Genomic DNA, 23375 nt, shown 5'->3' on the forward strand with positions numbered 1-23375 from the left:
CAGCGCTGATCAGCGCTTGTAAGCCTTTACTTCAGCTTCACGCAGGCGTGGCGCCAGTTTGTCGAGCACACCGTTGACGAACTTGTGGCCGTCGGTAGAACCAAACACTTTCGCCAGCTCGATGCCTTCGTTGATCACAACGCGGTAAGGCACGTCGACACGCTTGATCAGCTCCCAGGTGGACAGGCGCAGAACGCACAGTTCAACCGGGTCGAGCTCTTCGATGGTGATGTCCAGGCATGGTGCCAGGGCAGTATCGATTTCAGCCTTGATTGCAGGTACGCCGTGCAAAATTTCACGGAAGTACGCGGCATCAACGTCGGTGAAGTCGTTATCGACCCGAAACTGGGCTTCGATTTCGTTCAGGGACTGCTTGGCCATGTGCAATTGATACAAGGCCTGAGTCGCGAGTTGACGCGCTTCACGGCGCTTGGCGCTCTTGGATGGTTTGCCGGCGTCCGCAGGTTTAGGATCGCGCGGGTTAAAACGATCGCTTTCGTCGGAAATCACTTGGCCTCCAACTGTGCCAACAGGCTGACCATTTCAAGGGCGGACAAGGCAGCTTCAGCGCCTTTGTTGCCGGCTTTGGTGCCGGAGCGCTCAATGGCCTGCTCGATCGAATCGACCGTCAACACACCGAATGCAACCGGTACGCCGAACTGCATGGACACCTGGGACAAGCCCTTGGTGCATTCGCCGGCAACGTATTCAAAGTGCGGAGTACCGCCACGAATCACGGCGCCCAGGGCGATGATGGCGGCGAATTCGTTGCGCTGGGCAACCTTTTGCGCAACCAGTGGAATTTCGAACGCACCCGGAGCACGGATGATGGTGATGTCGCTTTCGTTCACACCGTGGCGAACCAGGGCATCAACGGCACCACTCACCAGGCTTTCGACGACGAAGCTGTTGAAGCGGCCAACTACCAGAGCGTAGCGACCTTTGGGGGCGATGAAGGTACCTTCGATGGTCTTCAGGGTCATTCGGTATGTCTCGTATTAAAGAGCCAGAACGCACTCGCGTGCGTTCTTTAAGGATATTGGGCCACGAATTCGGACAGGACACGACCGGTCTTTATTCGGAGGGCACGTATTCTACAACTTCCAGATCGAAACCGGATATGGCATTGAACTTCATTGGTGAACTCATCAAGCGCATTTTGCGCACGCCGAGGTCACGCAGGATCTGCGAACCGGCACCCACGATGCTGTAAGTGGTCGGTTTTTTCACCGGCACCTGGTCAGCAGTTTCGCGAATATGGGCCAGCAATACGTCACCATCCAGCGGATGGCCCAGCAACAGCACTACACCACTGCCGGCCGCTGACACCGCGCTCATGGCGGCGCGCAGGCTCCAGCGCCCCGGTTGCCTGACCATCAGCAGATCACGCAGCGGGTCCATGTTATGCACACGCACCAGGGTCGGCTCTTCAGCGCAGATCTTGCCCAGGGTCAGTGCCATGTGCACATCGCCTTCGACTGAATCACGATAGGTCACCAGGTTGAATTGGCCCAGCTCGCTGTCCAGTGGCTGTTCGGCAATCCGCTGAACGGTACGTTCATGGATCATGCGGTAGTGGATCAGGTCGGCAATTGTGCCGATCTTGATGCCGTGTTCAGCAGCGAAGGTTTCTAGTTCCGGACGGCGGGCCATGGTCCCGTCGTCGTTCATCACCTCACAGATAACACCGCTTGGCTCGAACCCGGCCATACGTGCCAGATCGCAGGCAGCTTCGGTGTGACCGGCGCGGGCCAGAGTACCGCCCGCCTGTGCCATCAACGGGAAAATATGCCCCGGGCTCACGATGTCTTCTGCTTTCGCGTCCCTGGCCGCAGCCGCTTGCACGGTGCGCGCACGGTCCGCTGCCGAGATGCCGGTGGTCACACCGGTAGCCGCTTCGATCGAGACAGTGAACTTGGTGCCAAAGCCGGAACCGTTGCGCGGCGCCATCAATGGCAGTTGCAGCAGCTCGCAACGCTCGCGGCTCATGGGCATGCAAATCAAGCCACGGGCAAAGCGCGCCATGAAGTTGATGTGCTCGGCCTGGCAGCACTCGGCAGCCATGATCAGGTCGCCTTCGTTCTCGCGGTCTTCGTCATCCATCAGGATGACCATCTTGCCTTGGCGGATGTCTTCAACCAGTTCTTCGATGCTGTTGAGCGCCACGCGGCACCCCCTTAATTCAGGATTTGAGGTAGCCGTTGGCGGCCAGAAAACTTTCACTGATGCCGCCCGAAGTCGGCTCGGCGGCTTTATCGCCCAGCAGCAGACGCTCAAGGTAACGCGCCAGCAGGTCCACTTCGAGGTTCACCCGGCGACCCGGACGATAGTCGTCCATGATGGTTTCGCTCAGGGTGTGGGGAATAATGGTCAGCGAGAACTCGGCGCCATTGACCGCGTTCACGGTCAGGCTGGTGCCGTCGACGGTGATCGAGCCTTTATGGGCGATGTACTTGGCCAGCTCTTTGGGAGCGCGGATGCGGAACTCGATAGCCCGGGCGTTCTCTTCCCGCGAGATCACTTCACCCACACCGTCAACGTGCCCGCTCACCAGGTGACCACCCAGACGCGTGGTCGGGGTCAGGGCCTTTTCCAGGTTGACCCGGCTGCCGCTTTTCAAATCGTTGAACGCGGTGCAGTCGAGGGTCTCGCGGCTGACGTCAGCCATAAAACCGTTGCCCGGCAGTTCCACGGCAGTCAGGCACACGCCATTGATTGCAATACTGTCGCCGAGTTTGACGTCGCTCAGGTCGAGCTTGCCGGTGTCTACATAAACCCGCACATCGCCGCCTTTGGGGGTCAGTGCACGGATACTGCCGATGGATTCAATGATGCCGGTAAACATGGCGTTCCCCTTGAGAACAGAACCTGCGTAGAACGGAGGCTGAGAATTATACGCTCGCGGATGGCACAGGTATGGCGGTGACTCGCCAGTCATCACCCACCGCGCGCATTTCAATGATTTTGAGCAAAGGCGCTTCGCTCATATGGGTCAACGGCAGCTCAAGCAATGGCCGGGCAGTGGAGCCGAGGAACTTGGCGGCGATGAAAATCTGGTATTCATCCACCAGCCCCTGTTCGGCAAAAGCCCCGGCCAGACGCGGCCCGGCCTCCACCAACACTTCGTTCACCCCGCGTGCGGCCAGTGCAACCAGCAACTTGCGTAAATCGACCTGGCCGTTGGCACCGTGGATCACCAGGCATTCCGGCCCCGTGCGGTATTGCTCGGCGGGAGGTACGCAGGTGGCAACCAGCGCCGGACCTGCCTTGAAAAACGGCGCATCCAGCGGCACCCGCAAACGCCCGTCAATCAATACCCGCAGCGGAGGACGGCTCAATGCCAGCGCCGTGAGCTCGGGGCTCAGGCCCAGCTCCGGACCGCGCACGGTCAGGCGCGCGCCATCGGCCAGAACCGTGTCGGCACCGGTCAGCACCACACTGGCCTGCGCCCGCAGCCGCTGCACCGCAGAGCGTGCCGCAGGGCCGGTGATCCATTGGCTTTCGCCATTGGCCATGGCCGTGCGGCCATCAAGACTCATCGCCAGCTTGACCCGCACAAACGGCAGGCCGTGCTCCATACGTTTGAGGAAGCCCGGGTTCAGCGCCCGCGCTTCACTTTCGAGCACGCCGCTGCACACTTCAATCCCGGCGTCAGCCAGACGCTTGAGGCCGCGGCCGGCAACTTCCGGGTTGGGGTCCTGCATGGCCGCCACCACCCGCGCCACGCCGGCATGGCGCAAGCCGTCGGCACAGGGCGGAGTGTGGCCATGGTGGCTGCACGGTTCCAGCGTGACGTAAGCCGTGGCGCCACGGGCCAGCTCGCCCGCCGCACGCAAGGCGTGGACTTCGGCGTGGGGTTCACCCGTGCGCACGTGCCAGCCTTCGCCGACAATCTGTCCGTCACGCACTATCACGCAACCGACTCGCGGGTTGGGATGGGTCGTATACAGGCCGTTGCGCGCCAGTTCGATGGCACGCGCCATGTAATGGGCGTCTAAAATTGATTGTTGCGTAGTCACAGTCATTCTTTGGAGGGCTCACGGGCGAGTCGGTCGATTTCTTCGCGGAACTCGTTGAGGTCCTGGAAGCGTCGATAGACAGAGGCAAAACGGATATAGGCCACTTCATCGAGCTTTTGCAGCTCGCCCATGACCAACTCACCGACAACCAGCGATTTGACTTCGCGTTCACCGGTGGCGCGCAGCTTGCTCTTGATATGGGCCAGCGCGGCTTCGAGTCGCTCGACGCTGACCGGGCGCTTTTCCAGCGCCCGCTGCATGCCGGCACGCAGTTTTTCTTCGTCGAAAGGCTGACGACTGCCGTCTTGCTTGATAAGGCGCGGTAACACCAACTCGGCTGTTTCAAAGGTGGTGAAACGCTCACCACAGGCCAGGCATTCACGCCGGCGGCGCACCTGGTCGCCCTCGGCGACCAGACGCGAGTCGATGACTTTAGTGTCGTTGGCACCGCAGAAAGGACAGTGCATGGTGGCGGCAACAAAAAATGGGGAGTGCCATGGTAGCGCATCCCACTGGCAAGACAAGCCATAGCCTTTACGGTATACAGTCCGCCTACTATGTTTCACCCATCTGATACATCGACAGACCTGCCGCTGGAGCCTTCCATGTCGCTACGAACGCTTTTTTTGTTGTGCCTCGCCGGTTTCCTGGGCGCCTGTAGCAGCGAACCGCCAAAACCGGTGCAGACTCAGGTGCTGGCACAGCCAAAAACTGATGCTCCAAAAGACCTCGGACCACTGCCGGCCTATCAGCGTGAACTCAGCGGCGTGTTGACCGGCGTACCCGCAGGGGCCGAGGTTGAACTGGCGATGCTGATCATTGACGAACGTGGACGCCCCCAAGGCCTGATGGCCAGCAGCAAGATCATCGGCAATAGCCAGCCGCTGCCGTTCAAGCTGCGTTTTAACCCCGAAGCCTTCCCCGCCGGAGCGCGGGTTGAACTGCGCGGACGCGCCAGCCAGTCCGGGCAATTGATCCTGCATCTACCTTCAAAAATCATCAGCCAGCCTGCGACCCAGGCCATGGGTACCCTGGCCTTTGTCCAGGCACCATGAATACACCGCTGCATCTGCAACAGTCATTGAGCGAGTTGGTGGGCGATGCCCGGCTGATCATTACGGATTTGCCGGACACGACACTCAAGTTATGGCTGCTTGACCCGCAACGGATGGATCGTTGCTTCACGGCCGACGAGACCCGGCGCATCCTTTACGAGCCACCGTACTGGGCGTTTTGCTGGGCCAGCGGTCTGGCTCTGGCACGTTATCTGGCCGAGCAGCCGCACTGGGTGCAAGGCAAGCGCGTGCTGGATTTTGGCGCAGGTTCCGGAGTGGCAGCAATTGCAGCGGCCAGGGCCGGGGCGCTCGAGGTGCTGGCTTGCGATCTTGACCCGCTGGCGCTGGCTGCCTGCAGGGCGAATGCCGAGCTCAATGATGTGCAGCTCCATTATTCCAGCGACTTTTTCGCCGAAGCCGACCGCTTCGACCTGATCCTGGTGGCGGACGTGCTTTACGACCGCGAAAACCTGCCACTGCTGGATCAGTTTTTAACCCGTGGCCAACAGGTTCTGGTCGCCGATTCCCGGGTGCGCGACTTCAAGCATCCGCTGTACCGCCAGCTGGACAGCCTCAAGGCATTGACCTTGCCCGATCTGGCCGAGCCCCATGAATTTCGTAACGTGAGCCTGTATCACGCGCAACGCGAGCCTATGGCTTTCGGCCTGCCCGTACAGCCTTTATAGTTGCCCTCATTTACCTGTTTCGAGACACCTAATGAATCAGCCTACGCCTTCTTCCCATAGCTTCGACGTAACCTCCGCGGACTTCGACAGACTGGTTGTCCAGGCCTCTTTTGAGCAGCCCGTTCTGGTGGATTTCTGGGCCGACTGGTGTGCACCGTGCAAGGTGATGCTGCCGATTCTGGAACAGATCGCGGTGGACTATCAGGGCGAGTTGTTACTGGCCAAGGTCAATTGCGAAGTCGAGCAGGACATCGTGGGCCGTATCGGCATTCAAACCCTGCCCACAGTAGTGCTGTTTAAAGACGGCAAAGTGGTGGATGGCTTCCAGGAAGCGCAACCCGAATCGGCGATCCGCGCGATGCTCGCGCCCCATGTCGTGATGCCCGAGCCAGAGGCCGAAGACCCGATGCTGCAAGCCCGGGCACTGTTTTCCGAAAGCCGCTTTGCTGACGCCGAAGCCCTGCTGAAAAACATCCTCACCGATGACAACAGCAACGCCGGCGCACTGATTCTGTATGCCCGCTGCCTCGCCGAACGCGGTGAACTCACCGAAGCACAAGCCGTGCTGGACGCGGTTAAAAGTGACGAGCACAAAGCCGAACTGGCCGGGGCCAAGGCGCAACTGACGTTCCTGGGTCAGGCCGCGGATTTGCCGGATGTGGCGGATTTGAAAACCCGCGTTGCACAAAACCCGCAGGACGACGAAGCCGCTTACCAACTGGCGATCCAGCAATTGGCGCGCCAGCAATATGAAGGTGCTCTGGACGGGTTGCTGAAGCTGTTCACCCGCAACCGCAGCTACAACGAAGGCATCACCCACAAGACCTTGCTGCAGGTCTTCGACTTGTTGGGCAATGATCATCCGCTGGTGACCACCTACCGCCGCAAATTGTTTGCTGCGCTGTACTAGGCATCGGGCTGCAGGCGCGAGTTTGCTCACGAGCAAACTCGCGCCTGCGGGTCTTGCGTCATCTTTGCTATTCGATCCAGCTGTAAATCGGTGAGTCTGTGCCGCTCACCACTTTCACCTCGGGGCAATGACGCAGGCGTACCAGCAGCCGCTTGCCCGCGCCGGTGCTGCCGGTCAGGGCTTGCAGCTGCCCGAGCAGCTCTGGCCCGCTGATCTGCCCGGCCTTGCGCAACAAGTCTTTAGTCGTTTCCCACACGGCATCGTCCTGATTCACCGGTCTGGCAGGCGGCTGGCTGACAGGCGCGTCACTGACCTGCAACTGTGCACCCAGTGCAGCCCAGTCGCCGGCATCCAGTTCCACCGTCAAATCCACCGGCCAGTCGCCGATTGTTCCGCGAATGCGCACCATCGCTCTACTCCTCAAGTTTCATCAAACCATGCTCCCATGCGTATTGCGTAACGCCAAGCACACGGGCAAACTCTCGCAAATATTGTTATAAGATCACATAACAAACTGGTCCTCACCCTTCTGCTGGAGTCACGCTATGCGCCGTTTGCTTCTTGCTATACCGTTTGCCCTGTTGCCGCTGGCCATGGCCCATGCTGCAGATGATCACGACCATGAACACGCCAGCCTGGGAGCCCACGAGCATGGCGCAGGTAGCCTCGATGTGGCTCTCGATGGCCAGACTCTGGAACTTGACCTGGATGGCCCGTCAATGAACCTGGTCGGATTTGAGCACCTTGCCACAACCGACGCTGACAAAGCCAAAGTCGCGGCAGCCCAGGCCCAGCTGGGCAATCCGCTGGTGTTGTTCAACCTGCCCAAAGCTGCAGAGTGCAGCGTTGAAGCCCAGGACCTGCAGAGCCCACTATTTGAAGCCGCCCCTGAAGAGGCTGCCGGCGTGGCAAAAGGCGAGCACCATCACAGCGATATCGAAGCCCACTATGCCTTTACCTGCAGCAAACCCGAGGCGCTGAAGACGCTGGATTTGAGCACATTCTTCAAGACGTTCCCGGGCACCCATAAAATCAAGGTACAACTGATTGGCGCAAGTGGTCAGCAAGGTGTAGAAGCCACACCTCAAGCCCCCACCGTCAAGTTCTGACCGGATTAAACCTGCAGGAACGAGCTCGCTCCTGCAGATACCGCCCCGCTATTGGCACCCCATACAGGCGATTTCTCTTCCCCATGACCCAAGCACTTATCGAACTCAATGACCTGAGTTTCAGTTGGCCGGGGCAGCCCGTGTTGCTGGATATTCCGGCATTTCGCCTTGAGCCGGGCGAAACCCTGTTCCTCAAGGGCCCCAGCGGCAGCGGTAAAACCACGTTGCTGGGCCTGCTCGGCGGCGTGCAAAAAGCCGATAGCGGCACGATCCGCCTGCTCGGCCAAGAACTGGGCGAACTCGGCTCGGGCGCCCGCGATCGCTTTCGGGTCGATCACACCGGTTATATCTTTCAGCAATTCAATTTGCTGCCGTTTTTATCGGTACGCGAGAACGTTGAACTGCCTTGTCACTTTTCCAGACTGCGCGCCAGCCGCGCCGTGCAACGCCACGGCAGTGTGGATAACGCCGCGCAAACCCTGCTGGCGCACCTGGGTCTCAAAGACCCGGCGTTGCTGGAGCGACGTGCAGACTCCCTGTCGATTGGCCAGCAGCAACGGGTCGCCGCTGCCCGCGCCCTGATCGGCCAGCCCGAGCTGGTAATTGCCGACGAACCGACCTCGGCCCTCGACGCTGACGCCCGCGAAGCGTTTATCCAGTTGCTGTTTGCTGAATGCCGCGAGGCGGGCGCCAGCCTGCTGTTTGTAAGCCACGATCAAAGTCTGGCCCCCCTCTTCGACCGAAATCTGTCGTTGTCCGAACTCAATCGTGCCGCCACGTCGGCAGAGGTCTGAGATGTATCTGTTTCGACTAGCCCTGGCCAGCCTGGCTAACCGTCGCTTCACCGCGATCCTGACCGCCTTCGCCATCGCCCTGTCGGTGTGCCTGTTGCTGGCGGTCGAGCGGGTGCGCACCGAAGCCCGCGCCAGCTTTGCCAGCACCATCAGCGGCACTGACCTGATCGTGGGCGCCCGCTCCGGCTCGGTCAATCTGCTGCTGTACTCGGTATTTCGCATTGGCAATGCCACCAACAATATTCGCTGGGACAGCTTTGAGCACTTCGCCAACAACCCGAAAGTGAAATGGGCGATTCCCATGTCACTGGGCGACTCCCATCGCGGTTATCGGGTGATGGGCACCAGCGAGGCGTATTTCGAGCACTATCAATACGGCCGTCGGCAGAACCTGGAACTGGCTGCCGGCCGGGCGTTTGCCACCGACCCTTTTGAGGTGGTACTGGGCGCCGAAGTGGCGGATGCACTGCACTACAAACTGGGTGACAAGCTGGTGCTGGCCCACGGCGTGGCCGCGGTCAGTCTGGTCAAGCATGATGACAAACCGTTCACCGTGGTCGGAATTCTCAAACGCACCGGCACCCCGGTTGACCGTACCCTGCATATCAGCCTGGGCGGTATGGAAGCGATACATGTCGATTGGCATAACGGTGTTCCGGCCCGTGGCGCCGGGCGGGTAAGTGCCGATCAGGCGCGCAACATGGACCTCACCCCGCAGGCCATCACCGCCTTTATGCTGGGTCTGAACAGCAAGATCTCGACCTTTGCCTTGCAGCGTGAAATCAATGATTTCCGCGGTGAACCGATGATGGCGATTTTGCCCGGGGTGGCGCTGCAGGAACTCTGGAGCCTGATGAGCACCGCTGAAAAAGCATTGTTCGTGGTGTCGCTGTTTGTGGTGCTGACCGGCTTGATCGGCATGCTCACTGCGATTTTGACCAGCCTCAATGAACGTCGGCGCGAGATGGCCATTCTGCGTTCGGTCGGTGCCCGGCCATGGCATATCGCAACCTTGCTGGTCTTCGAAGCCCTTGCGCTGGCATTGGCCGGTGTAGTGGCCGGCGTGGGGTTGCTGTACCTGTGTATCGCCGTGGCCCAGGGTTATGTGCAATCGAACTACGGGCTGTATTTACCGCTGGCCTGGCCAAGCGAATATGAATGGGCGCTGCTTGGCGGTATTCTTGCGGCCGCCCTGCTGATGGGCTGCGTGCCGGCATGGCGCGCCTACCGACAATCGCTGGCCGATGGTCTGTCCATTCGTTTATGAAGCCGGGGTTATAACAATGTCCGTGTTGCCACGCGTGCTGCTGGCACTGCTTGTGCTGATCACTACTCCTTTGTGGGCAGCAGAGCCGAAAGAGTTGACGTGGTCGGAGATGATTCCGCCCGACGCGCCGGCTGAAGTGCCGGACATGGCACCGCTGCACGACCTGTCACAGATGGGCGACATGGAGGCCGCCCCGGCAGCCAGGCAGGACTTGCCCAATGCGCCGGTGGTGACGACGCTGGACGGTCAGTTGATTCGCTTGCCGGGCTATATCGTGCCCCTTGAAGTCAATGAAGAAGGCCGCACCACCGAGTTTTTGCTGGTGCCCTACTTCGGCGCCTGTATCCACGTGCCGCCACCGCCGTCGAACCAGATCGTGCATGTCACCAGCAAGGTCGGGGTGCAAGTCGATGAGCTGTACCAGCCGTACTGGATCGAAGGCGCGATGCAGGTCAAATCCAGTACCAGTGAACTGGCAGATGCGGGCTACCAGATGGATGCGCAAAAAATCGTTGTGTACGAACTGCCGGAGTAACCCCCCCCATCGCTCCTGCAGGGACGGTGAGCACGGGCCAGCTCACGAAATTTTCACAAACTCACCGTTCATTGAGCTGGGTCAACTGAGCGTGGCATGGCGCTCTTTACCATTGGTTATATAAATTTCAAATATCCCAATGGAGCTCCCATGCACAAGTCTTTGCTCAGCGCAGCCGCGCTTGCGCTCGCCGTCGTCGCCCCGCTTGCCCACGCCCACACTGAAGGTGACATCATTCTGCGTGCCGGTGCGATCACGGTAAACCCGAAGGCCGACAGCTCCAGCGTCAAGGTTGATCAGGGCCCGCTGGCGGGCGCGGATCTGGGTGGCAAGGCGACCATGAGCAGCGACACGCAATTGGGCCTCAACTTCGCCTACATGATCACCGACCATGTCGGTATTGAACTGCTGGCAGCCACGCCGTTTGAGCATGACGTCAAACTTAAAGGCACCGCCTTGTCTGCGGCAAACGGCAAGCTGGGCAGCCTCAAGCACTTGCCGCCAACCCTGAGTGTTGTGTACTACCCGCTGGACTCCAAGTCGGCGTTCCAGCCTTACGTGGGTGCCGGTATCAACTACACCTGGATCTATGACGAGCACGTTGGCAGCAGCGCCAGCGCGGCAGGCTTTGACAACTTCAAGGCAAAGAACTCGTGGGGCATGGCATTCCAGGTCGGTGCTGACTACATGCTGACCGATAACATCATGATCAACGCCCAGGCACGCTATATCGATATCGATACCCGCGCCACGGTGGAAAACAACGCAGTAGCGCCTGGCACCCGCGCCAAGGTCAATGTAGACGTGGATCCGTTCGTTTACATGGTAGGTCTGGGTTACAAGTTTTAAGCGACAAACAACATCAAAAAAGGCGCCCTGGAGGCGCCTTTTTTTGTAGCCAGGGGCTTGTCAGCGTCCGAGCAAACGCGCCAGACCAACACTCATGGGTGTGGTTTCGCCAAGCTTGAAGCGTTGCAGCAAGCGGCTGTTGTCTGCCCGTGAATGGCGGATATCGCCGGAGCGGGCCGCACTGTAGCTGATGGGTGGCAGTCCACCGACCACGTCGCCCAGCGCCTCGAGCATTTGCTTGAGGGTGGTGGCTTTGTTCAGGCCGACGTTGACCGCGCCTTCTTCAACCTGCCGGGCTTCGACAGCCTGAACCAGGATGTTCACCAGGTCACCGACGTAGATGAAGTCACGGGTTTGCTCGCCATCGCCGAAAATGGTGATGGGCAGGCCCTTTACCGCGCGTTCGCTGAAGATGCTGATCACCCCGGAGTACGGCGATGACGGGTCCTGGCGCGGGCCAAAGACGTTAAACAGACGGAAAATCGCCGGTTCCAGCCCGTGTTGGCGACGGTAAAAGTCCAGATAGTATTCACTGGCCAGTTTGTCGGACGCATAAGGCGTCAGCGGCGCCTTGGGGGTGTCTTCGACAATCGACTCACCTTCACCGTTATTGCCATACACAGCAGCGCTGGAGGCAAAAACAACCCGTTTGACCCCGGATTCACGCATGGCTTCGCACACGTTAAGGGTGCCGATGAAATTGCTTTGATGGGTACGTACCGGGTCGTCCACCGAGGCTTGCACCGAGGCAACTGCCGCCAGGTGAACCACGGCACTGCAACCGGCCATGACCCTGGCAACCAGGGCAGCATCCGCCACGTCGCCTTCGATCAGCTCGACCTTGGGGTTGTCCATTGGCAGATTGCAGCGCTTGCCGGTGGACATGTCGTCGAGAATGCGTACGGCATGCCCCTTGGCCAACAAGGCATCAACCAGATTGGAACCGATAAATCCGGCGCCGCCGGTCACTAAAACGGGTGAATCAGCCATGACGATAAAGTCTGTCCAGTAATGTCGGGAGTGCCGCACGCCAGGCGCGAGGCTTGATCCCGAAGGTGTGTAAGATTTTCTTGCAGGCCAGCACAGCATGCTGGGGCTCTTCCGCCGCGTCCGGGCATGCCGCATGCGCCTGCGGTACAGGTGCTTCGACAGCCAGTGGATGCAGGGTGCGCGCTTCGCTCAGGATCGCCTGCCCCAGCGCCAGCGGCGTGGTCGCCTCGTGCCCCGCGTAGTGATAAGTACCCCACAGCGGCGCGGCGCAATCCAGCTGCTTGAGCACTGAGATAATCACCCGTGCGGCGTCATCTACCGGTGTCGGATTGCCCCGGCGATCATCGGCCAGCAACAATTCTCCCGGCTTTTCAGCCTGGGTCAGAAACCGCCCGAGCAGACCTTCCGGGCTGTCATCCAGCAGCCAGCCAAAACGCAGCAGCACGTGCTGCGGGCAGATGGCCCGCACACTTTGCTCGATTCGCCACAGTGCCTGACCGCGTAACCCCAGCGGAACGGGTTCGTCCTTTTCACTGTAGGCCGTCGCCCGCGAACCGTCGAAAACCCGATAGCTGGAAGGTTGCAGCAAAATGATGTTGTGGTGCTGACACAACTCGGCCAAACGCTCGACAGAGCGCTCTTGGCCAGCAAGTCGGGACTCGCTGACTGTCGGCGCCTGAAACCAGTCGAAGTAATACGCGAGGTTGATGACCGCATCCGGGCGGGTGTCATCCAGCAGCTGCGTAAGGCTCGCAGCGTCCCAGCCGTCTTGCGGCGGACGCGGGGCGAGGAAATTAATGTCTTCCTCGGCACCCTGACGAATCAGCGCCTGCCCGAGAGCATTTCCGCCGCCCAATAACATAAGGCGCATTCGCATAGAGTGTGCAGACTCAGTCTATTCAGAACGGTGATGTATACCAGAAAACCAACGGTGAAAGCTGCTGGCCATGATCAAGACCTCCGTATTTTGCGGGTTTATGGCCCCGCCGTCACTGACAAACTGCACCCCTGCGGGTCAACGGGCTCACTACAGCTGCGGCGGCATGTCAGTGAGCAGCAACCTGGAAGGCGGCTGCTCGGCTGCCGGCGCCGGTTCGCCGGTATCGCGTACGGGCATCAGGAATCCCTGTGGATAATGTTGCGCAAAGTGGACATCGTCACACTTATCCACAAGCTTTTTGAGCCGGTCATTGAAAGCCCTACTGACGGAGCTCTGGGCGCCGGACATGGTTCTGAACTGAGCGGTAATGGTTACGCCATCGAGATTCATGCTGTCGACCCCGAATACCGTCAGCGAGCCCTGCAGGCTGAGACTGAGCAAAGGATCGTCACTGATCTGGCTTCCGGCCTGGCGGATCATGTCGATGGCCTGATCGGTGTCGGTGTCGTAGGTGAACTGAACCGAGAAAAATGCGTACGCAAACTGCCGGGAATGGTTGATCACCGCCTTGATCTGACCAAAGGGCACCGAATGCACGAAGCCCCGCGAGTCCCTCAGGCGCAAGGTGCGAATGGTCAGCCCCTCAACGGTACCCGCATGGTTGGAGTCGACCACCACCCAGTCGCCGACCGAGATGGTGTCCTCAATAATAATGAACAGCCCCGTAATGACGTCTTGTACCAGCTGCTGGGAACCAAAGCCGATCGCCAGCCCTATGACCCCGGCACCAGCGAGGAAAGGCGCGACGTTGACACCCAGGTTGGCCATGGTGGTGATGGTGCAGACCACCACCAGAATTACTTTTATTGCATTGCGCATCAGCGGCAGGATGGTCTTGACGCGGGTGCTCGGCTCGCGGGTGCCATGTCGGGTCACTGTAGGTTCCAGCGTTTGCTGGATGGCGGTATCGAGCACCACCCAGGCCAGCCATGTCACCAGCAGGATCAACAGGATGCGCCCCAGCGAATCGCTGATGACCTTGCCGGTGTTGCTGTCCGAGGCGAACGCCAGCAGGGAGAACCCCCAGATCTGGGACAGGAGCTCGATAAAGGTCACAGCCAGAGCAATACGCAGCAATGCATAAAGCACATTCAGTAAACGCTCTCGATAGATGCTTGTACGGCGGGTCGGCGTACGAAATGAGTGGTGCAAAATCGTACTTAAAAAAACCGCGCCGATGATCAGTCCTGAAGTCAGCAGCGCACCGCGCATGGCACGCTCACTGCCCTCGCCTATTCCCAGCAAATTGAGCGCTGTGACCACCAGCATCAGCAGTATCGGCCAGTACCACAACGCCGAAAAAATACGCAACGACTCCTGCAGTGCAGGCTGACCAAGACGCTGCGCCAGTGCACGGTCCCGAATCAGGTGCGCCACGGGGCGACGCAACCGTATGGCCAGAAAGGCAAAAATGATGCACGCCAGCAACCCGGCAAAAACCGACAGACAGCTCGCAATGTTATCGCCAATTTGCAGCGCAATTTGCGGGCTGTTCATCCCGTCACTCAGCGCGGCAAAAAAGCCGATCAGGAACAGTGGCCGGCGGGAATACTTGCGAATGATCTGAACTGCAATCCGCTTGTGTCCGACTTCAAACATCGCACTGAGTGCCAGCACCAGCGCCACACTGAACACCCCGGCACTGCCCGCATAGGTCAGGGTCATCCCCAGCGAGCGGCCAATGGTGTCTTGCAGATAACGACTGGCATACAAGGTCAGCACCAGACTTATCACTGCAGGCAAAAGGTACTGCACCACATAACCGACAAGTGCCTGTATGCGCGGCCTGGTGTTGATCGCACGCGTCATATCCAGGTATCGCACCAGCAAGCGCCCCGCCAGCATCAGCCCGAAAAAAGCCCCGAACCAGATGGCTGGCAACAGGACGAAGTCCCCCAAGGCGCCCCATGAGGGATGAGCCGATGCCTGTTCGACCAGTTCACCGACTTCATCCACCGCAAGCTCTGAGCGCAAACTCCAGGAGCCCAGCAGACGAGCGCTCAGGCCGAGCCGTTCCTGGATCTGGTCCATACCCTCGCCCAAGGCACCCAGCAAGCCGCCATCGACCAGCACCGGAGGCTTGCCATCCGTCTCTTCTGCCTTGATAACCGAGGCCAGCGTGGGGGCTGCCTGGAGAATGCCGTTGCCTGAGAGCAACAGGATGAGAAGCACAATCGCTGCTTTGAAATTGAACAAACCCGGGAGTCCTCCTGGACATCTTTGACGGAACCGCTGACGTTGGCCAATTGGCCCGCCGGTACTTGAGATCAGTACAGCGTAGTCAATGAAGCGCTAGGCGCCTGGCGTAACACGCAGGCTTTTGACCTGGACTGCCCGGATCAGCCCGGTTGCCATTTTTTGCAGGACGGATCTGACTGTTGTCAGCGCCCTGCGCGGTGCAGCCATTTCCGGCCCCAAACAAAAGGCCCGTTGCTGAATCAGCGACGGGCCTTTGTTGGTTCTGAGTATGTCGCCCGAAGGCTAGTCTCTAGAACGGGATATCGTCATCAAAGCTGTCGAAGTCCGGTGCAGGTTGAGGTGCCTGCTGCTGCGGCGCTGGGCGCGACTGCTGCTGTTGAGGCTGTTGCTGCTGCGGCGCAGGGCGTTGAGCCTGCTGACGCGGTGCAGACTGCTGTGGCTGGTAGTTGTTACCACCGCCCTGGTTTTGTTGGTCGCCCTGCGGACGGCCGCCCAGCAGTTGCATGGTGCCTTGCATGTCGACCACGATTTCGGTGGTGTAACGCTTGATACCGTCTTTTTCCCACTCACGGGTTTGCAGCTTGCCTTCGATGTACACCTGCGAACCCTTGCGCAGGTATTCGCCAGCGATCTCGGCAACCTTGCCGAACATCGATACACGGTGCCATTCAGTCTTTTCGACTTTCTGGCCGGTTTGCTTGTCGGTCCACTGTTCGCTGGTTGCCAGACTCAGGTTGGTCACGGCATTACCGTTAGGCAAGTAGCGAACTTCGGGATCCTGGCCGCACGTGCCGACCAATATAACTTTGTTAACCCCACGGGCCATAACGTTCTCCTAGGCTTCGCACGTCGGCGCTGGGTTAACCAACTGCTCGAGTGTCGCGCGATCCAATAGTTCGGTGTCCAATTTGATATAAATGGCAGCCTCTTGTGCTACCACCACTGCATCTGTAACGCCTGTAACAGCCTTTAAACGCTCGGCCAGACCTGCTTCGCGAAGCGCTTCAGGCGATAGCGGCAAGCGCAAGCTTGTCACATAAGGCGGTTCACGCATGGTAACAGCAAAGACCAGCCAGAGTGCAGCCAGACCTGCGCATCCAAGGAACACAACCGACAAACCGCCATGCTGAAATAACCAGCCGCCGAGTATGCCGCCCAGTGCCGAACCGAGGAACTGGCTGGTGGAATAAACCCCCATCGCCGTACCCTTGCCACCCGCCGGAGATACCTTGCTGATCAACGAAGGCAATGAAGCTTCGAGCAGGTTGAACGCGGTGAAAAACACCACGGTACCTATCACCAACGCTCGCAAGCTGTCGCCGAACTTCCAGAAGAATAGCTCAGTGAGCATCAACGTCACGACGGCGCCGAGTAAAACTCGTTTCATTTTGCGTTTCTTTTCGCCGTAGATGATGAACGGAATCATGGCGAAGAAAGAAATCAGCAAGGCAGTCAGGTACACCCACCAATGTTGCTCTTTGGGCAAGCCGGCTTTTTCGACCAGCGCCAGCGGCAATGCGATGAAACTCGACATCAGCATGGCGTGCAGTACAAAAATCCCCAGGTCCAGACGCAGCAGGTCAGGGTGCCGCAAGGTCGGCAGCAATGCCTGCCTGGCAACCCCCGACTCGCGATGCTGCAAGGTACCGGTTGAGCGAGGCACCATGAACATGACGATGACGATCCCGACCAGCGCCATGCCGCCGGTGGCCAGGAACAGGCCCGACAACCCGAAGGCCCGGGTTAACAACGGGCCTACGACCATCGCCACCGCAAACGACAAGCCAATGGTCATGCCGATCATGGCCATGGCTTTGGTGCGGTGCTGTTCGCGAGTGAGGTCTGAAAGCAACGCCATTACGGCGGCAGAGATTGCGCCTGCACCCTGCAGGATCCGACCGGCAATGACGCCCCAGATCGAGTCCGAGTTGGCTGCCAGCACACTACCGAGGGCGAAGACGATCAACCCAAGGTAAATAACCGGACGCCGACCAATACGGTCAGAAATAACCCCGAAAGGAATCTGAAAAATTGCCTGAGTCAGGCCGTATGCGCCTATGGCCAGGCCGATCAGGGCTGGCGTCGCACCGGCGAGGTCCATCCCATAGGTCGCCAGAACCGGCAACACCATAAACATGCCAAGCATACGGAAGGCGAACACAAGGGCCAGACCGCTTGCTGCCCGGGTCTCGCTACCACTCATGCGGTCGCTGTGGGGATCGTGCATGGAATAACCTCATGTGAACCGGCGGCGATTCTACCAGTCCCATCGAGTAACAGCACACACACGAGAGAGGCGCGACGCTTTGTCACGTAAAAGTTATAAAGGCTCATTAATACCAACATGCCATTAAGAGCCTGCACAGCTTTCGTACAGATCCGTATACTCATTCGTTTACGTTATGCCCGCCAAGCGAGGCCGCAGTGGACAAGATCCTGATACGTGGGGCACGAACCCACAACCTGAAGAACATCGACCTGACCCTGCCCAGGGACAAGCTGATCGTCATCACCGGACTGTCTGGCTCCGGCAAATCATCCCTGGCGTTTGATACGCTGTACGCTGAAGGCCAACGCCGTTATGTCGAGTCGCTGTCGGCCTATGCCCGGCAGTTCTTGTCGATGATGGAAAAGCCTGACGTCGATACCATCGAAGGTCTGTCACCGGCGATATCCATCGAGCAGAAATCAACATCGCATAACCCGCGCTCCACTGTCGGCACCATCACCGAAATTTATGATTACCTGCGCCTGCTGTATGCCCGCGTAGGCATCCCCCGCTGCCCCGATCACGACATCCCGCTTGAAGCCCAAACCGTCAGCCAAATGGTCGACCTGGTACTGGCGCAGCCGGAAGGCAGCAAGCTGATGCTCCTGGCCCCCGTGATTCGCGAGCGCAAAGGTGAACACCTTTCGGTTTTTGAAGAGCTGCGCGCTCAAGGTTTCGTGCGGGCCCGGGTCAATGGCAGACTCTGCGAACTGGACGAGCTGCCCAAGCTCGACAAGCAGAAGAAGCACACTATTGATGTAGTGGTTGACCGCTTCAAGGTTCGGCCTGACCTGCAACAACGCCTGGCCGAGTCATTCGAGACCGCGCTGAAGCTGGCCGACGGCATTGCTCTGGTTGCACCTATGGACGACGAGCCGGGCGAAGAGATGATCTTCTCCGCGCGCTTCGCCTGCCCGATCTGCGGCCATGCCATCAGCGAACTTGAGCCCAAACTGTTTTCCTTCAACAACCCTGCCGGGGCGTGTCCGACCTGTGACGGTTTGGGGGTCAAGCAGTTTTTCGATATCAAACGCCTGGTCAATGGCGAGCTGACGCTGGCCGAAGGCGCCATACGCGGCTGGGACCGGCGTAACGTTTATTACTTCCAGATGCTCGGGGCGCTGGCCAAGCATTACGACTTCAGTCTGGAAGTGCCCTTCGGTGAACTCCCGGCCGACAAGCAAAAAGTCATTTTGTATGGCAGCGGCACCCATAACGTTGATTTCCGCTATCTGAATGATCGGGGCGATATCGTCAAGCGCTCGCACCCGTTTGAAGGCATCGTGCCCAACCTGGAGCGCCGCTATCGCGAAACCGAATCGGCCACTGTGCGCGAAGAGCTGGCCAAGTTCCTGAGCACTCAGTCTTGCCCGGATTGCCGCGGCACCCGCCTGCGTCGCGAAGCCCGTCACGTCTGGGTCGGCGAGAAAACCCTGCCGGCCGTGACCAATATGCCGATCGGGGATGCAACCGAGTATTTCAGCACCCTGAGCCTGACCGGGCGCCGCGGGGAAATCGCCGACAAGATCCTCAAGGAAATTCGCGAACGCCTGCAGTTTTTGGTGAACGTGGGCCTGGACTATCTGTCGCTGGATCGCAGTGCTGACACCCTGTCTGGCGGTGAGGCGCAACGTATCCGTCTGGCCAGCCAGATCGGCGCAGGTCTGGTCGGGGTGCTGTACATCCTCGACGAGCCCTCCATCGGTCTGCATCAGCGCGATAACGATCGCCTGCTCGGCACCCTCAAGCATCTGCGCGACATCGGCAACACAGTGATTGTGGTGGAGCATGACGAGGATGCGATTCGTCTGGCGGACTATGTGGTTGATATCGGCCCGGGCGCCGGGGTGCATGGCGGACACATCGTTGCCCAAGGCACGCCTGCCGAGGTGATGGCGCATCCGGATTCGCTGACCGGTAAGTACCTGTCGGGCCGTGTGAAAATTCCCGTGCCGGCCAAACGTACGCCGCGCAACAAGAAGATGACGCTGTCGCTCAAGGGCGCCCGCGGCAACAACTTGCGCAACGTGGATCTGGAAATCCCTCTGGGGCTGCTGACCTGTGTGACCGGGGTTTCGGGTTCGGGCAAGTCGACGCTGATCAACAACACGCTCTACCCGCTCAGTGCTACCGCCCTGAATGGCGCGACCACCCTGGAGGCCGCGGCGCACGACAGCATCAAAGGCCTTGAGCATCTGGACAAGGTGGTCGATATCGACCAGAGCCCGATCGGTCGTACCCCTCGTTCCAACCCGGCAACGTACACCGGGCTGTTCACGCCTATCCGCGAGTTGTTTTCCGGCGTACCGGAATCCCGCTCCCGGGGCTACGGGCCAGGGCGTTTCTCCTTCAACGTGAAGGGCGGACGCTGCGAGGCATGTCAGGGCGATGGCCTGATCAAGGTGGAAATGCACTTTCTGCCCGACATCTATGTTCCTTGTGACGTGTGCAAGAGCAAGCGCTACAACCGTGAAACCCTTGAAATCAAATACAAGGGCAAGAGCATTCACGAAGTGCTGGAGATGACGATCGAAGAAGCCCGTGTGTTCTTCGACGCGGTGCCTGCGCTGGCGCGCAAGCTTCAGACACTGATGGATGTAGGTCTGTCGTACATCAAGCTGGGACAGTCCGCCACGACGCTGTCAGGCGGTGAAGCGCAACGGGTCAAACTGTCCCGCGAGCTGTCCAAGCGCGATACCGGCAAGACCCTGTATATCCTCGATGAACCTACAACAGGCCTGCACTTTGCTGACATCCAGCAATTGCTGGATGTGCTGCATCGACTACGAGACCACGGCAATACGGTGGTGGTGATCGAACACAACCTGGACGTCATCAAGACTGCTGACTGGCTGGTGGATCTTGGGCCAGAAGGCGGCTCCAAAGGTGGGCAGATCATAGCGGTCGGCACACCGGAAGACGTGGCTGAGATGGCGCAATCCCATACAGGCTTCTATTTGAAGCCGCTGCTGATCCGCGACAGGGATTAAATCCCGGGCATGAAAAAGCCCCTGCCATTGTGAAGTGGCAGGGGCTTTTTCATGGGTCAGACTTCTGCTCGCAATCTTTTAACGGCTCGCGGGCAAGTGCGCGCCTACAGATCGAGGTCGGTCAGAACTGCGATTGCAGGTAGTTCTGCAGGCCGATGGCCTTGATCAGGCCCAACTGCTTTTCCAGCCAGTAGGTGTGATCTTCTTCAGTGTCTGCCAGCTGAATGCGCAACATGTCGCGGCTCACGTAATCCTTGTGCTGCTCGCACAGAGCGATGCCCTTGCAGAGCGCTGCGCGAACCTTGTACTCAAGACGCAAGTCGGCAGCAAACATCTCAGGCACAGTGGTACCGACATCCAGATCATCCGGGCGCATGCGCGGAGTGCCTTCGAGCATCAGAATCCGGCGCATCAACGCATCAGCGTGTTGTGCCTCTTCTTCCATTTCGTGGTTGATACGTTCGTACAGCTTGGCAAAGCCCCAGTCCTCGTACATACGGGAATGGACAAAGTATTGGTCACGTGCAGCCAGCTCGCCGGTGAGCAACGTGTTGAGATAATCGATTACGTCCGGGTGCCCTTGCATCGCCGCACATCTCCCTGCTTGAAAGTCTGTAGTTTGAACCAAGCTGACCGGGAGGTCACGACTCAATCGCTATAAAATCCTGCATTTGTAGAGAAAACAGAGCTAAATAACGCAAAAACCGCCCAATTGAGGGCGGTTCTGCTTCTCACTTAGACTTACTTAGCCTTTACACCCAGTGCTTTGGCAACACCGTCACCGTAAGCCTGATCGGCGTTGTAGAAATGCTGCAGCTGACGCTGCACAACATCTGGCGTAACCCCGTCCATGGCGTCTGCAATATTGTTTATCAGCAGGGTTTTCTGCTGGTCATTCATCAGACGGAACAGCGCACCAGCGTGGCTGTAGTAATCGCTGTCAACCCGATGATCGTAACGATCGGCCGCGCCACTCAGGGCCAAAGGCGGCTCTGCATACTGCGGCGCCTGCTTGGGTGCATCGGCATAGCTGTTGGGTTCATAGTTGGGTGCAGCACCACCGTTGTTGCCAAAAGCCATCGAGCCATCGCGCTGGTAGTTATGCACAGGCACCCGCGCAGCGTTGATCGGCAAGTGCTGGTGGTTGGTGCCTATACGGTAACGATGGGCATCCGCGTAAGCGAACACACGACCTTGCAGCATGCGATCTGGCGACAGACCGACACCCGGAACCATGTTGCTTGGACCAAATGCAGCCTGCTCCACCTCGGCAAAGTAGTTAAGCGGATTGCGATTCAACTCCAGCTCGCCAATTTCAATCAGCGGGAACTCTTTCTGCGACCAAGTTTTGGTCACGTCAAACGGGTTTTCGTAGTGGGCCGCAGCCTGGGCTTCAGTCATGACTTGCATGCATACGCGCCATTTCGGGAAGTCGCCCCGCTCGATTGCATCAAACAGATCACGCTGCGCGTAGTCCGGATCACTGCCTGCAAGACGCTCGGCTTCCGCTGGCGGCAGGTTCTTGATGCCTTGCATGGTTTTATAGTGCCATTTGACCCAGTGACGCTCACCGGCCGCATTGATCAGGCTGTAGGTGTGGCTGCCGAACCCGTGCATGTGGCGATAGCCATCCGGGATGCCACGATCGGAAAACAGGATGGTGACCTGGTGCAGGGATTCAGGGGAATGTGACCAGAAGTCCCACATCATCTGTGCACTTTTCAGATTGCTCTGCGGAAGACGTTTTTGGGTGTGGATAAAGTCAGGAAACTTCAACGGGTCACGAATGAAGAATACCGGGGTGTTGTTACCCACGATGTCCCAGTTGCCTTCTTCGGTATAGAACTTGAGGGCAAAACCACGTGGATCACGGGCAGTGTCTGCCGAGCCGCGCTCGCCGCCTACGGTAGAGAAACGCAGAAAGGTCGGGGTTTGCTTGCCTACGGTATCAAACAGCTTGGCGCTGCTGAGTTGAGCCATGTCACGGGTCAGCGTGAAGGTGCCATGTGCACCCGAACCCTTGGCGTGGACACGACGCTCCGGAATGTTTTCACGGTTGAAGTGAGCAAGCTTTTCGATCAGATGAAAATCATCGAGCAACAATGGGCCACGGGGGCCAGCAGAACGAGAATTCTGGTTGTCAGCAACTGGAGCGCCGCTGGCGGTCGTAAGCGTTTTGGTCTGGCTCATGCTTTTGCTTCCTCAGTAAGTCTTTGTACTGCCGGCTAATCGGCTGAGGAGGAGTATTGACCATGAACTCTACGCGGGCAAATTCATTAATTGATCGCGATCAATAGAAAATAATAATTAATCAGACACAAAAAACCGGGCACTAGGCCCGGTTCTTTGTAGAGACTGACGTCTTACTCAGCGGATACAGCTTCACCGCCAACTGGACGATCAACCAACTCGACGTACGCCATAGGCGCGTTGTCGCCAGCACGGAAACCGCACTTGAGGATGCGCAGGTAGCCACCCTCACGAGTTGCATAACGCTTGCCCAGATCGTTGAACAGCTTACCAACGATGGCTTTCGAACGCGTACGGTCGAATGCCAGACGGCGGTTAGCCAGACAATCATTCTTGGCCAGAGTAATCAGCGGCTCAGCAACGCGACGCAATTCTTTGGCTTTCGGCAGAGTCGTTTTGATCAGCTCGTGCTCAAACAACGACACTGCCATGTTTTGAAACATAGCCTTGCGGTGGGAGCTAGTGCGGCTCAGGTGACGACCACTTTTACGATGACGCATGGTTCATTCCTTA

The 23375-nt window shown here is 58.7% G+C and carries 24 protein-coding genes; 9 read left to right on the forward strand and 15 right to left on the reverse strand.

What is annotated here, in order from left to right:
• Positions 1 to 9: 9 nt before the first annotated feature.
• The 6 genes from nusB to nrdR form a co-directional block, all read right to left on the reverse strand.
• Positions 10 to 510 (reverse strand): transcription antitermination factor NusB, encoded by a 501-nt coding sequence (gene nusB, locus JQ845_RS20550; protein ID WP_003444273.1) that lies wholly within the window; start codon positions 508 to 510, stop codon positions 10 to 12.
• A complete protein-coding gene (gene ribH, locus JQ845_RS20555) occupies positions 507 to 983 on the reverse strand; it encodes a 6,7-dimethyl-8-ribityllumazine synthase (RefSeq protein WP_003444275.1) in 477 nt (158 codons plus the stop codon). Before ribH ends, nusB begins: the two co-directional genes overlap by 4 nt.
• A gap of 91 nt (positions 984 to 1074) precedes the next feature.
• Complete coding sequence (ribBA, locus tag JQ845_RS20560) at positions 1075 to 2166, reverse strand: bifunctional 3,4-dihydroxy-2-butanone-4-phosphate synthase/GTP cyclohydrolase II (RefSeq protein ID WP_003444277.1); 1092 nt, start codon at positions 2164 to 2166, stop codon at positions 1075 to 1077.
• A 16-nt stretch (positions 2167 to 2182) separates the two neighbouring features.
• Complete coding sequence (locus JQ845_RS20565) at positions 2183 to 2845, reverse strand: riboflavin synthase (RefSeq protein ID WP_003444279.1); 663 nt, start codon at positions 2843 to 2845, stop codon at positions 2183 to 2185.
• A gap of 46 nt (positions 2846 to 2891) precedes the next feature.
• Positions 2892 to 4025: a bifunctional diaminohydroxyphosphoribosylaminopyrimidine deaminase/5-amino-6-(5-phosphoribosylamino)uracil reductase RibD gene (gene ribD / locus JQ845_RS20570; protein ID WP_029612150.1), complete on the reverse strand. Its 1134-nt coding sequence runs from the start codon at positions 4023 to 4025 to the stop codon at positions 2892 to 2894.
• On the reverse strand, positions 4022 to 4486 hold the full coding sequence (gene nrdR, locus JQ845_RS20575) for a transcriptional regulator NrdR (RefSeq protein ID WP_003444283.1): 465 nt from the start codon (positions 4484 to 4486) through the stop codon (positions 4022 to 4024). The genes ribD and nrdR overlap by 4 nt, the downstream gene beginning before the upstream one ends.
• 138 nt (positions 4487 to 4624) lie before the next feature.
• On the opposite strand from nrdR, the gene JQ845_RS20580 reads away from it, so the two are divergent.
• From JQ845_RS20580 to JQ845_RS20590, 3 genes are read left to right on the forward strand one after another with little or no spacing between them, the layout of a single operon-like run.
• Positions 4625 to 5074, forward strand: coding sequence for a YbaY family lipoprotein (locus JQ845_RS20580; RefSeq protein ID WP_003444285.1), 450 nt, complete (start codon positions 4625 to 4627; stop codon positions 5072 to 5074).
• Positions 5071 to 5760: a class I SAM-dependent methyltransferase gene (locus JQ845_RS20585; RefSeq protein ID WP_003444287.1), complete on the forward strand. Its 690-nt coding sequence runs from the start codon at positions 5071 to 5073 to the stop codon at positions 5758 to 5760. The genes JQ845_RS20580 and JQ845_RS20585 overlap by 4 nt, the downstream gene beginning before the upstream one ends.
• A 31-nt stretch (positions 5761 to 5791) precedes the next feature.
• Positions 5792 to 6670, forward strand: a complete 879-nt coding sequence (locus tag JQ845_RS20590) for a thioredoxin family protein (RefSeq protein WP_003444289.1) — start codon at positions 5792 to 5794, stop codon at positions 6668 to 6670.
• A gap of 67 nt (positions 6671 to 6737) precedes the next feature.
• Here JQ845_RS20590 and JQ845_RS20595 read toward each other — a convergent pair whose 3' ends face one another.
• Positions 6738 to 7079, reverse strand: coding sequence for a hypothetical protein (locus JQ845_RS20595; RefSeq protein ID WP_003444291.1), 342 nt, complete (start codon positions 7077 to 7079; stop codon positions 6738 to 6740).
• Between the two features lie 136 nt (positions 7080 to 7215).
• Here JQ845_RS20595 and JQ845_RS20600 point away from each other — a divergent pair, with 136 nt between their 5' ends.
• From JQ845_RS20600 to JQ845_RS20620, 5 genes are all read left to right on the forward strand, one after another.
• Positions 7216 to 7779, forward strand: coding sequence for a DUF2796 domain-containing protein (locus JQ845_RS20600; protein ID WP_003444294.1), 564 nt, complete (start codon positions 7216 to 7218; stop codon positions 7777 to 7779).
• A gap of 83 nt (positions 7780 to 7862) precedes the next feature.
• Entirely contained in the window at positions 7863 to 8573 is a 711-nt protein-coding gene (locus tag JQ845_RS20605; protein WP_010655453.1) for an ABC transporter ATP-binding protein, read from the forward strand.
• 1 nt (position 8574) lies between these two features.
• The gene (locus tag JQ845_RS20610) at positions 8575 to 9840 is read left to right on the forward strand and encodes an ABC transporter permease (RefSeq protein WP_010655452.1); all 1266 of its coding nucleotides are present in this window, start codon (positions 8575 to 8577) and stop codon (positions 9838 to 9840) included.
• 16 nt (positions 9841 to 9856) lie between these two features.
• Positions 9857 to 10375: a DUF3299 domain-containing protein gene (locus tag JQ845_RS20615; protein WP_003444320.1), complete on the forward strand. Its 519-nt coding sequence runs from the start codon at positions 9857 to 9859 to the stop codon at positions 10373 to 10375.
• A 150-nt stretch (positions 10376 to 10525) separates the two neighbouring features.
• Positions 10526 to 11224 (forward strand): OmpW/AlkL family protein, encoded by a 699-nt coding sequence (locus JQ845_RS20620; protein ID WP_003444322.1) that lies wholly within the window; start codon positions 10526 to 10528, stop codon positions 11222 to 11224.
• Positions 11225 to 11284: 60 nt separating this feature from the next.
• On the opposite strand, the gene JQ845_RS20625 is transcribed toward JQ845_RS20620, so the two are convergent.
• The 5 genes from JQ845_RS20625 to JQ845_RS20645 form a co-directional block, all read right to left on the reverse strand.
• Positions 11285 to 12214 (reverse strand): NAD-dependent epimerase/dehydratase family protein, encoded by a 930-nt coding sequence (locus JQ845_RS20625; RefSeq protein WP_003444324.1) that lies wholly within the window; start codon positions 12212 to 12214, stop codon positions 11285 to 11287.
• Complete coding sequence (locus tag JQ845_RS20630) at positions 12207 to 13091, reverse strand: sugar nucleotide-binding protein (protein WP_003444326.1); 885 nt, start codon at positions 13089 to 13091, stop codon at positions 12207 to 12209. The genes JQ845_RS20625 and JQ845_RS20630 overlap by 8 nt, the downstream gene beginning before the upstream one ends.
• 150 nt (positions 13092 to 13241) lie before the next feature.
• Positions 13242 to 15350, reverse strand: coding sequence for a mechanosensitive ion channel family protein (locus JQ845_RS20635; RefSeq protein WP_203009406.1), 2109 nt, complete (start codon positions 15348 to 15350; stop codon positions 13242 to 13244).
• A 292-nt stretch (positions 15351 to 15642) separates the two neighbouring features.
• A complete protein-coding gene (locus JQ845_RS20640; protein ID WP_003444330.1) occupies positions 15643 to 16179 on the reverse strand; it encodes a single-stranded DNA-binding protein in 537 nt (178 codons plus the stop codon).
• A 9-nt stretch (positions 16180 to 16188) separates the two neighbouring features.
• Positions 16189 to 17580 carry an MFS transporter gene (locus tag JQ845_RS20645; protein ID WP_003444333.1) on the reverse strand — a complete coding sequence of 464 codons (1392 nt, stop codon included), beginning with the start codon at positions 17578 to 17580 and terminating at the stop codon, positions 16189 to 16191.
• 197 nt (positions 17581 to 17777) lie between these two features.
• Here JQ845_RS20645 and uvrA point away from each other — a divergent pair, with 197 nt between their 5' ends.
• Positions 17778 to 20612, forward strand: a complete 2835-nt coding sequence (uvrA, locus tag JQ845_RS20650) for an excinuclease ABC subunit UvrA (RefSeq protein WP_003444334.1) — start codon at positions 17778 to 17780, stop codon at positions 20610 to 20612.
• A 121-nt stretch (positions 20613 to 20733) separates the two neighbouring features.
• Here uvrA and bfr read toward each other — a convergent pair whose 3' ends face one another.
• The 3 genes from bfr to rplQ all read right to left on the reverse strand — a co-directional run bounded on the left by bfr (position 20734) and on the right by rplQ (position 23362).
• Entirely contained in the window at positions 20734 to 21198 is a 465-nt protein-coding gene (gene bfr, locus JQ845_RS20655; RefSeq protein WP_003444336.1) for a bacterioferritin, read from the reverse strand.
• A gap of 155 nt (positions 21199 to 21353) precedes the next feature.
• Positions 21354 to 22802, reverse strand: coding sequence for a catalase (locus JQ845_RS20660; RefSeq protein WP_203009407.1), 1449 nt, complete (start codon positions 22800 to 22802; stop codon positions 21354 to 21356).
• Between the two features lie 173 nt (positions 22803 to 22975).
• A complete protein-coding gene (gene rplQ, locus JQ845_RS20665; protein WP_003444357.1) occupies positions 22976 to 23362 on the reverse strand; it encodes a 50S ribosomal protein L17 in 387 nt (128 codons plus the stop codon).
• Between the last annotated feature and the right edge of the window lie 13 nt (positions 23363 to 23375).

Source organism: Pseudomonas paraversuta (genome assembly GCF_904063065.1).
Taxonomy (GTDB): Bacteria; Pseudomonadota; Gammaproteobacteria; order Pseudomonadales; family Pseudomonadaceae; genus Aquipseudomonas; species Aquipseudomonas paraversuta.

Excerpts from the sequence above, each read along its gene's own strand:
- JQ845_RS20605 (WP_010655453.1), top strand. The coding sequence starts at position 7,863 with ATGACCCAAGCACTTATCGAACTCAATGACCTGAGTTTCAGTTGGCCG.
- JQ845_RS20620 (WP_003444322.1), top strand. The coding sequence starts at position 10,526 with ATGCACAAGTCTTTGCTCAGCGCAGCCGCGCTTGCGCTCGCCGTCGTC.
- nrdR (WP_003444283.1), bottom strand. The coding sequence starts at position 4,486 with ATGCACTGTCCTTTCTGCGGTGCCAACGACACTAAAGTCATCGACTCG.
- JQ845_RS20595 (WP_003444291.1), bottom strand. The coding sequence starts at position 7,079 with ATGGTGCGCATTCGCGGAACAATCGGCGACTGGCCGGTGGATTTGACG.
- JQ845_RS20600 (WP_003444294.1), top strand. The coding sequence starts at position 7,216 with ATGCGCCGTTTGCTTCTTGCTATACCGTTTGCCCTGTTGCCGCTGGCC.
- JQ845_RS20625 (WP_003444324.1), bottom strand. The coding sequence starts at position 12,214 with ATGGCTGATTCACCCGTTTTAGTGACCGGCGGCGCCGGATTTATCGGT.
- JQ845_RS20640 (WP_003444330.1), bottom strand. The coding sequence starts at position 16,179 with ATGGCCCGTGGGGTTAACAAAGTTATATTGGTCGGCACGTGCGGCCAG.
- JQ845_RS20565 (WP_003444279.1), bottom strand. The coding sequence starts at position 2,845 with ATGTTTACCGGCATCATTGAATCCATCGGCAGTATCCGTGCACTGACC.
- bfr (WP_003444336.1), bottom strand. The coding sequence starts at position 21,198 with ATGCAAGGGCACCCGGACGTAATCGATTATCTCAACACGTTGCTCACC.
- ribD (WP_029612150.1), bottom strand. The coding sequence starts at position 4,025 with ATGACTGTGACTACGCAACAATCAATTTTAGACGCCCATTACATGGCG.
- JQ845_RS20590 (WP_003444289.1), top strand. The coding sequence starts at position 5,792 with ATGAATCAGCCTACGCCTTCTTCCCATAGCTTCGACGTAACCTCCGCG.
- JQ845_RS20610 (WP_010655452.1), top strand. The coding sequence starts at position 8,575 with ATGTATCTGTTTCGACTAGCCCTGGCCAGCCTGGCTAACCGTCGCTTC.
- JQ845_RS20615 (WP_003444320.1), top strand. The coding sequence starts at position 9,857 with ATGTCCGTGTTGCCACGCGTGCTGCTGGCACTGCTTGTGCTGATCACT.
- JQ845_RS20580 (WP_003444285.1), top strand. The coding sequence starts at position 4,625 with ATGTCGCTACGAACGCTTTTTTTGTTGTGCCTCGCCGGTTTCCTGGGC.
- JQ845_RS20660 (WP_203009407.1), bottom strand. The coding sequence starts at position 22,802 with ATGAGCCAGACCAAAACGCTTACGACCGCCAGCGGCGCTCCAGTTGCT.
- JQ845_RS20645 (WP_003444333.1), bottom strand. The coding sequence starts at position 17,580 with ATGCACGATCCCCACAGCGACCGCATGAGTGGTAGCGAGACCCGGGCA.
- ribH (WP_003444275.1), bottom strand. The coding sequence starts at position 983 with ATGACCCTGAAGACCATCGAAGGTACCTTCATCGCCCCCAAAGGTCGC.
- JQ845_RS20585 (WP_003444287.1), top strand. The coding sequence starts at position 5,071 with ATGAATACACCGCTGCATCTGCAACAGTCATTGAGCGAGTTGGTGGGC.
- JQ845_RS20630 (WP_003444326.1), bottom strand. The coding sequence starts at position 13,091 with ATGCGAATGCGCCTTATGTTATTGGGCGGCGGAAATGCTCTCGGGCAG.
- rplQ (WP_003444357.1), bottom strand. The coding sequence starts at position 23,362 with ATGCGTCATCGTAAAAGTGGTCGTCACCTGAGCCGCACTAGCTCCCAC.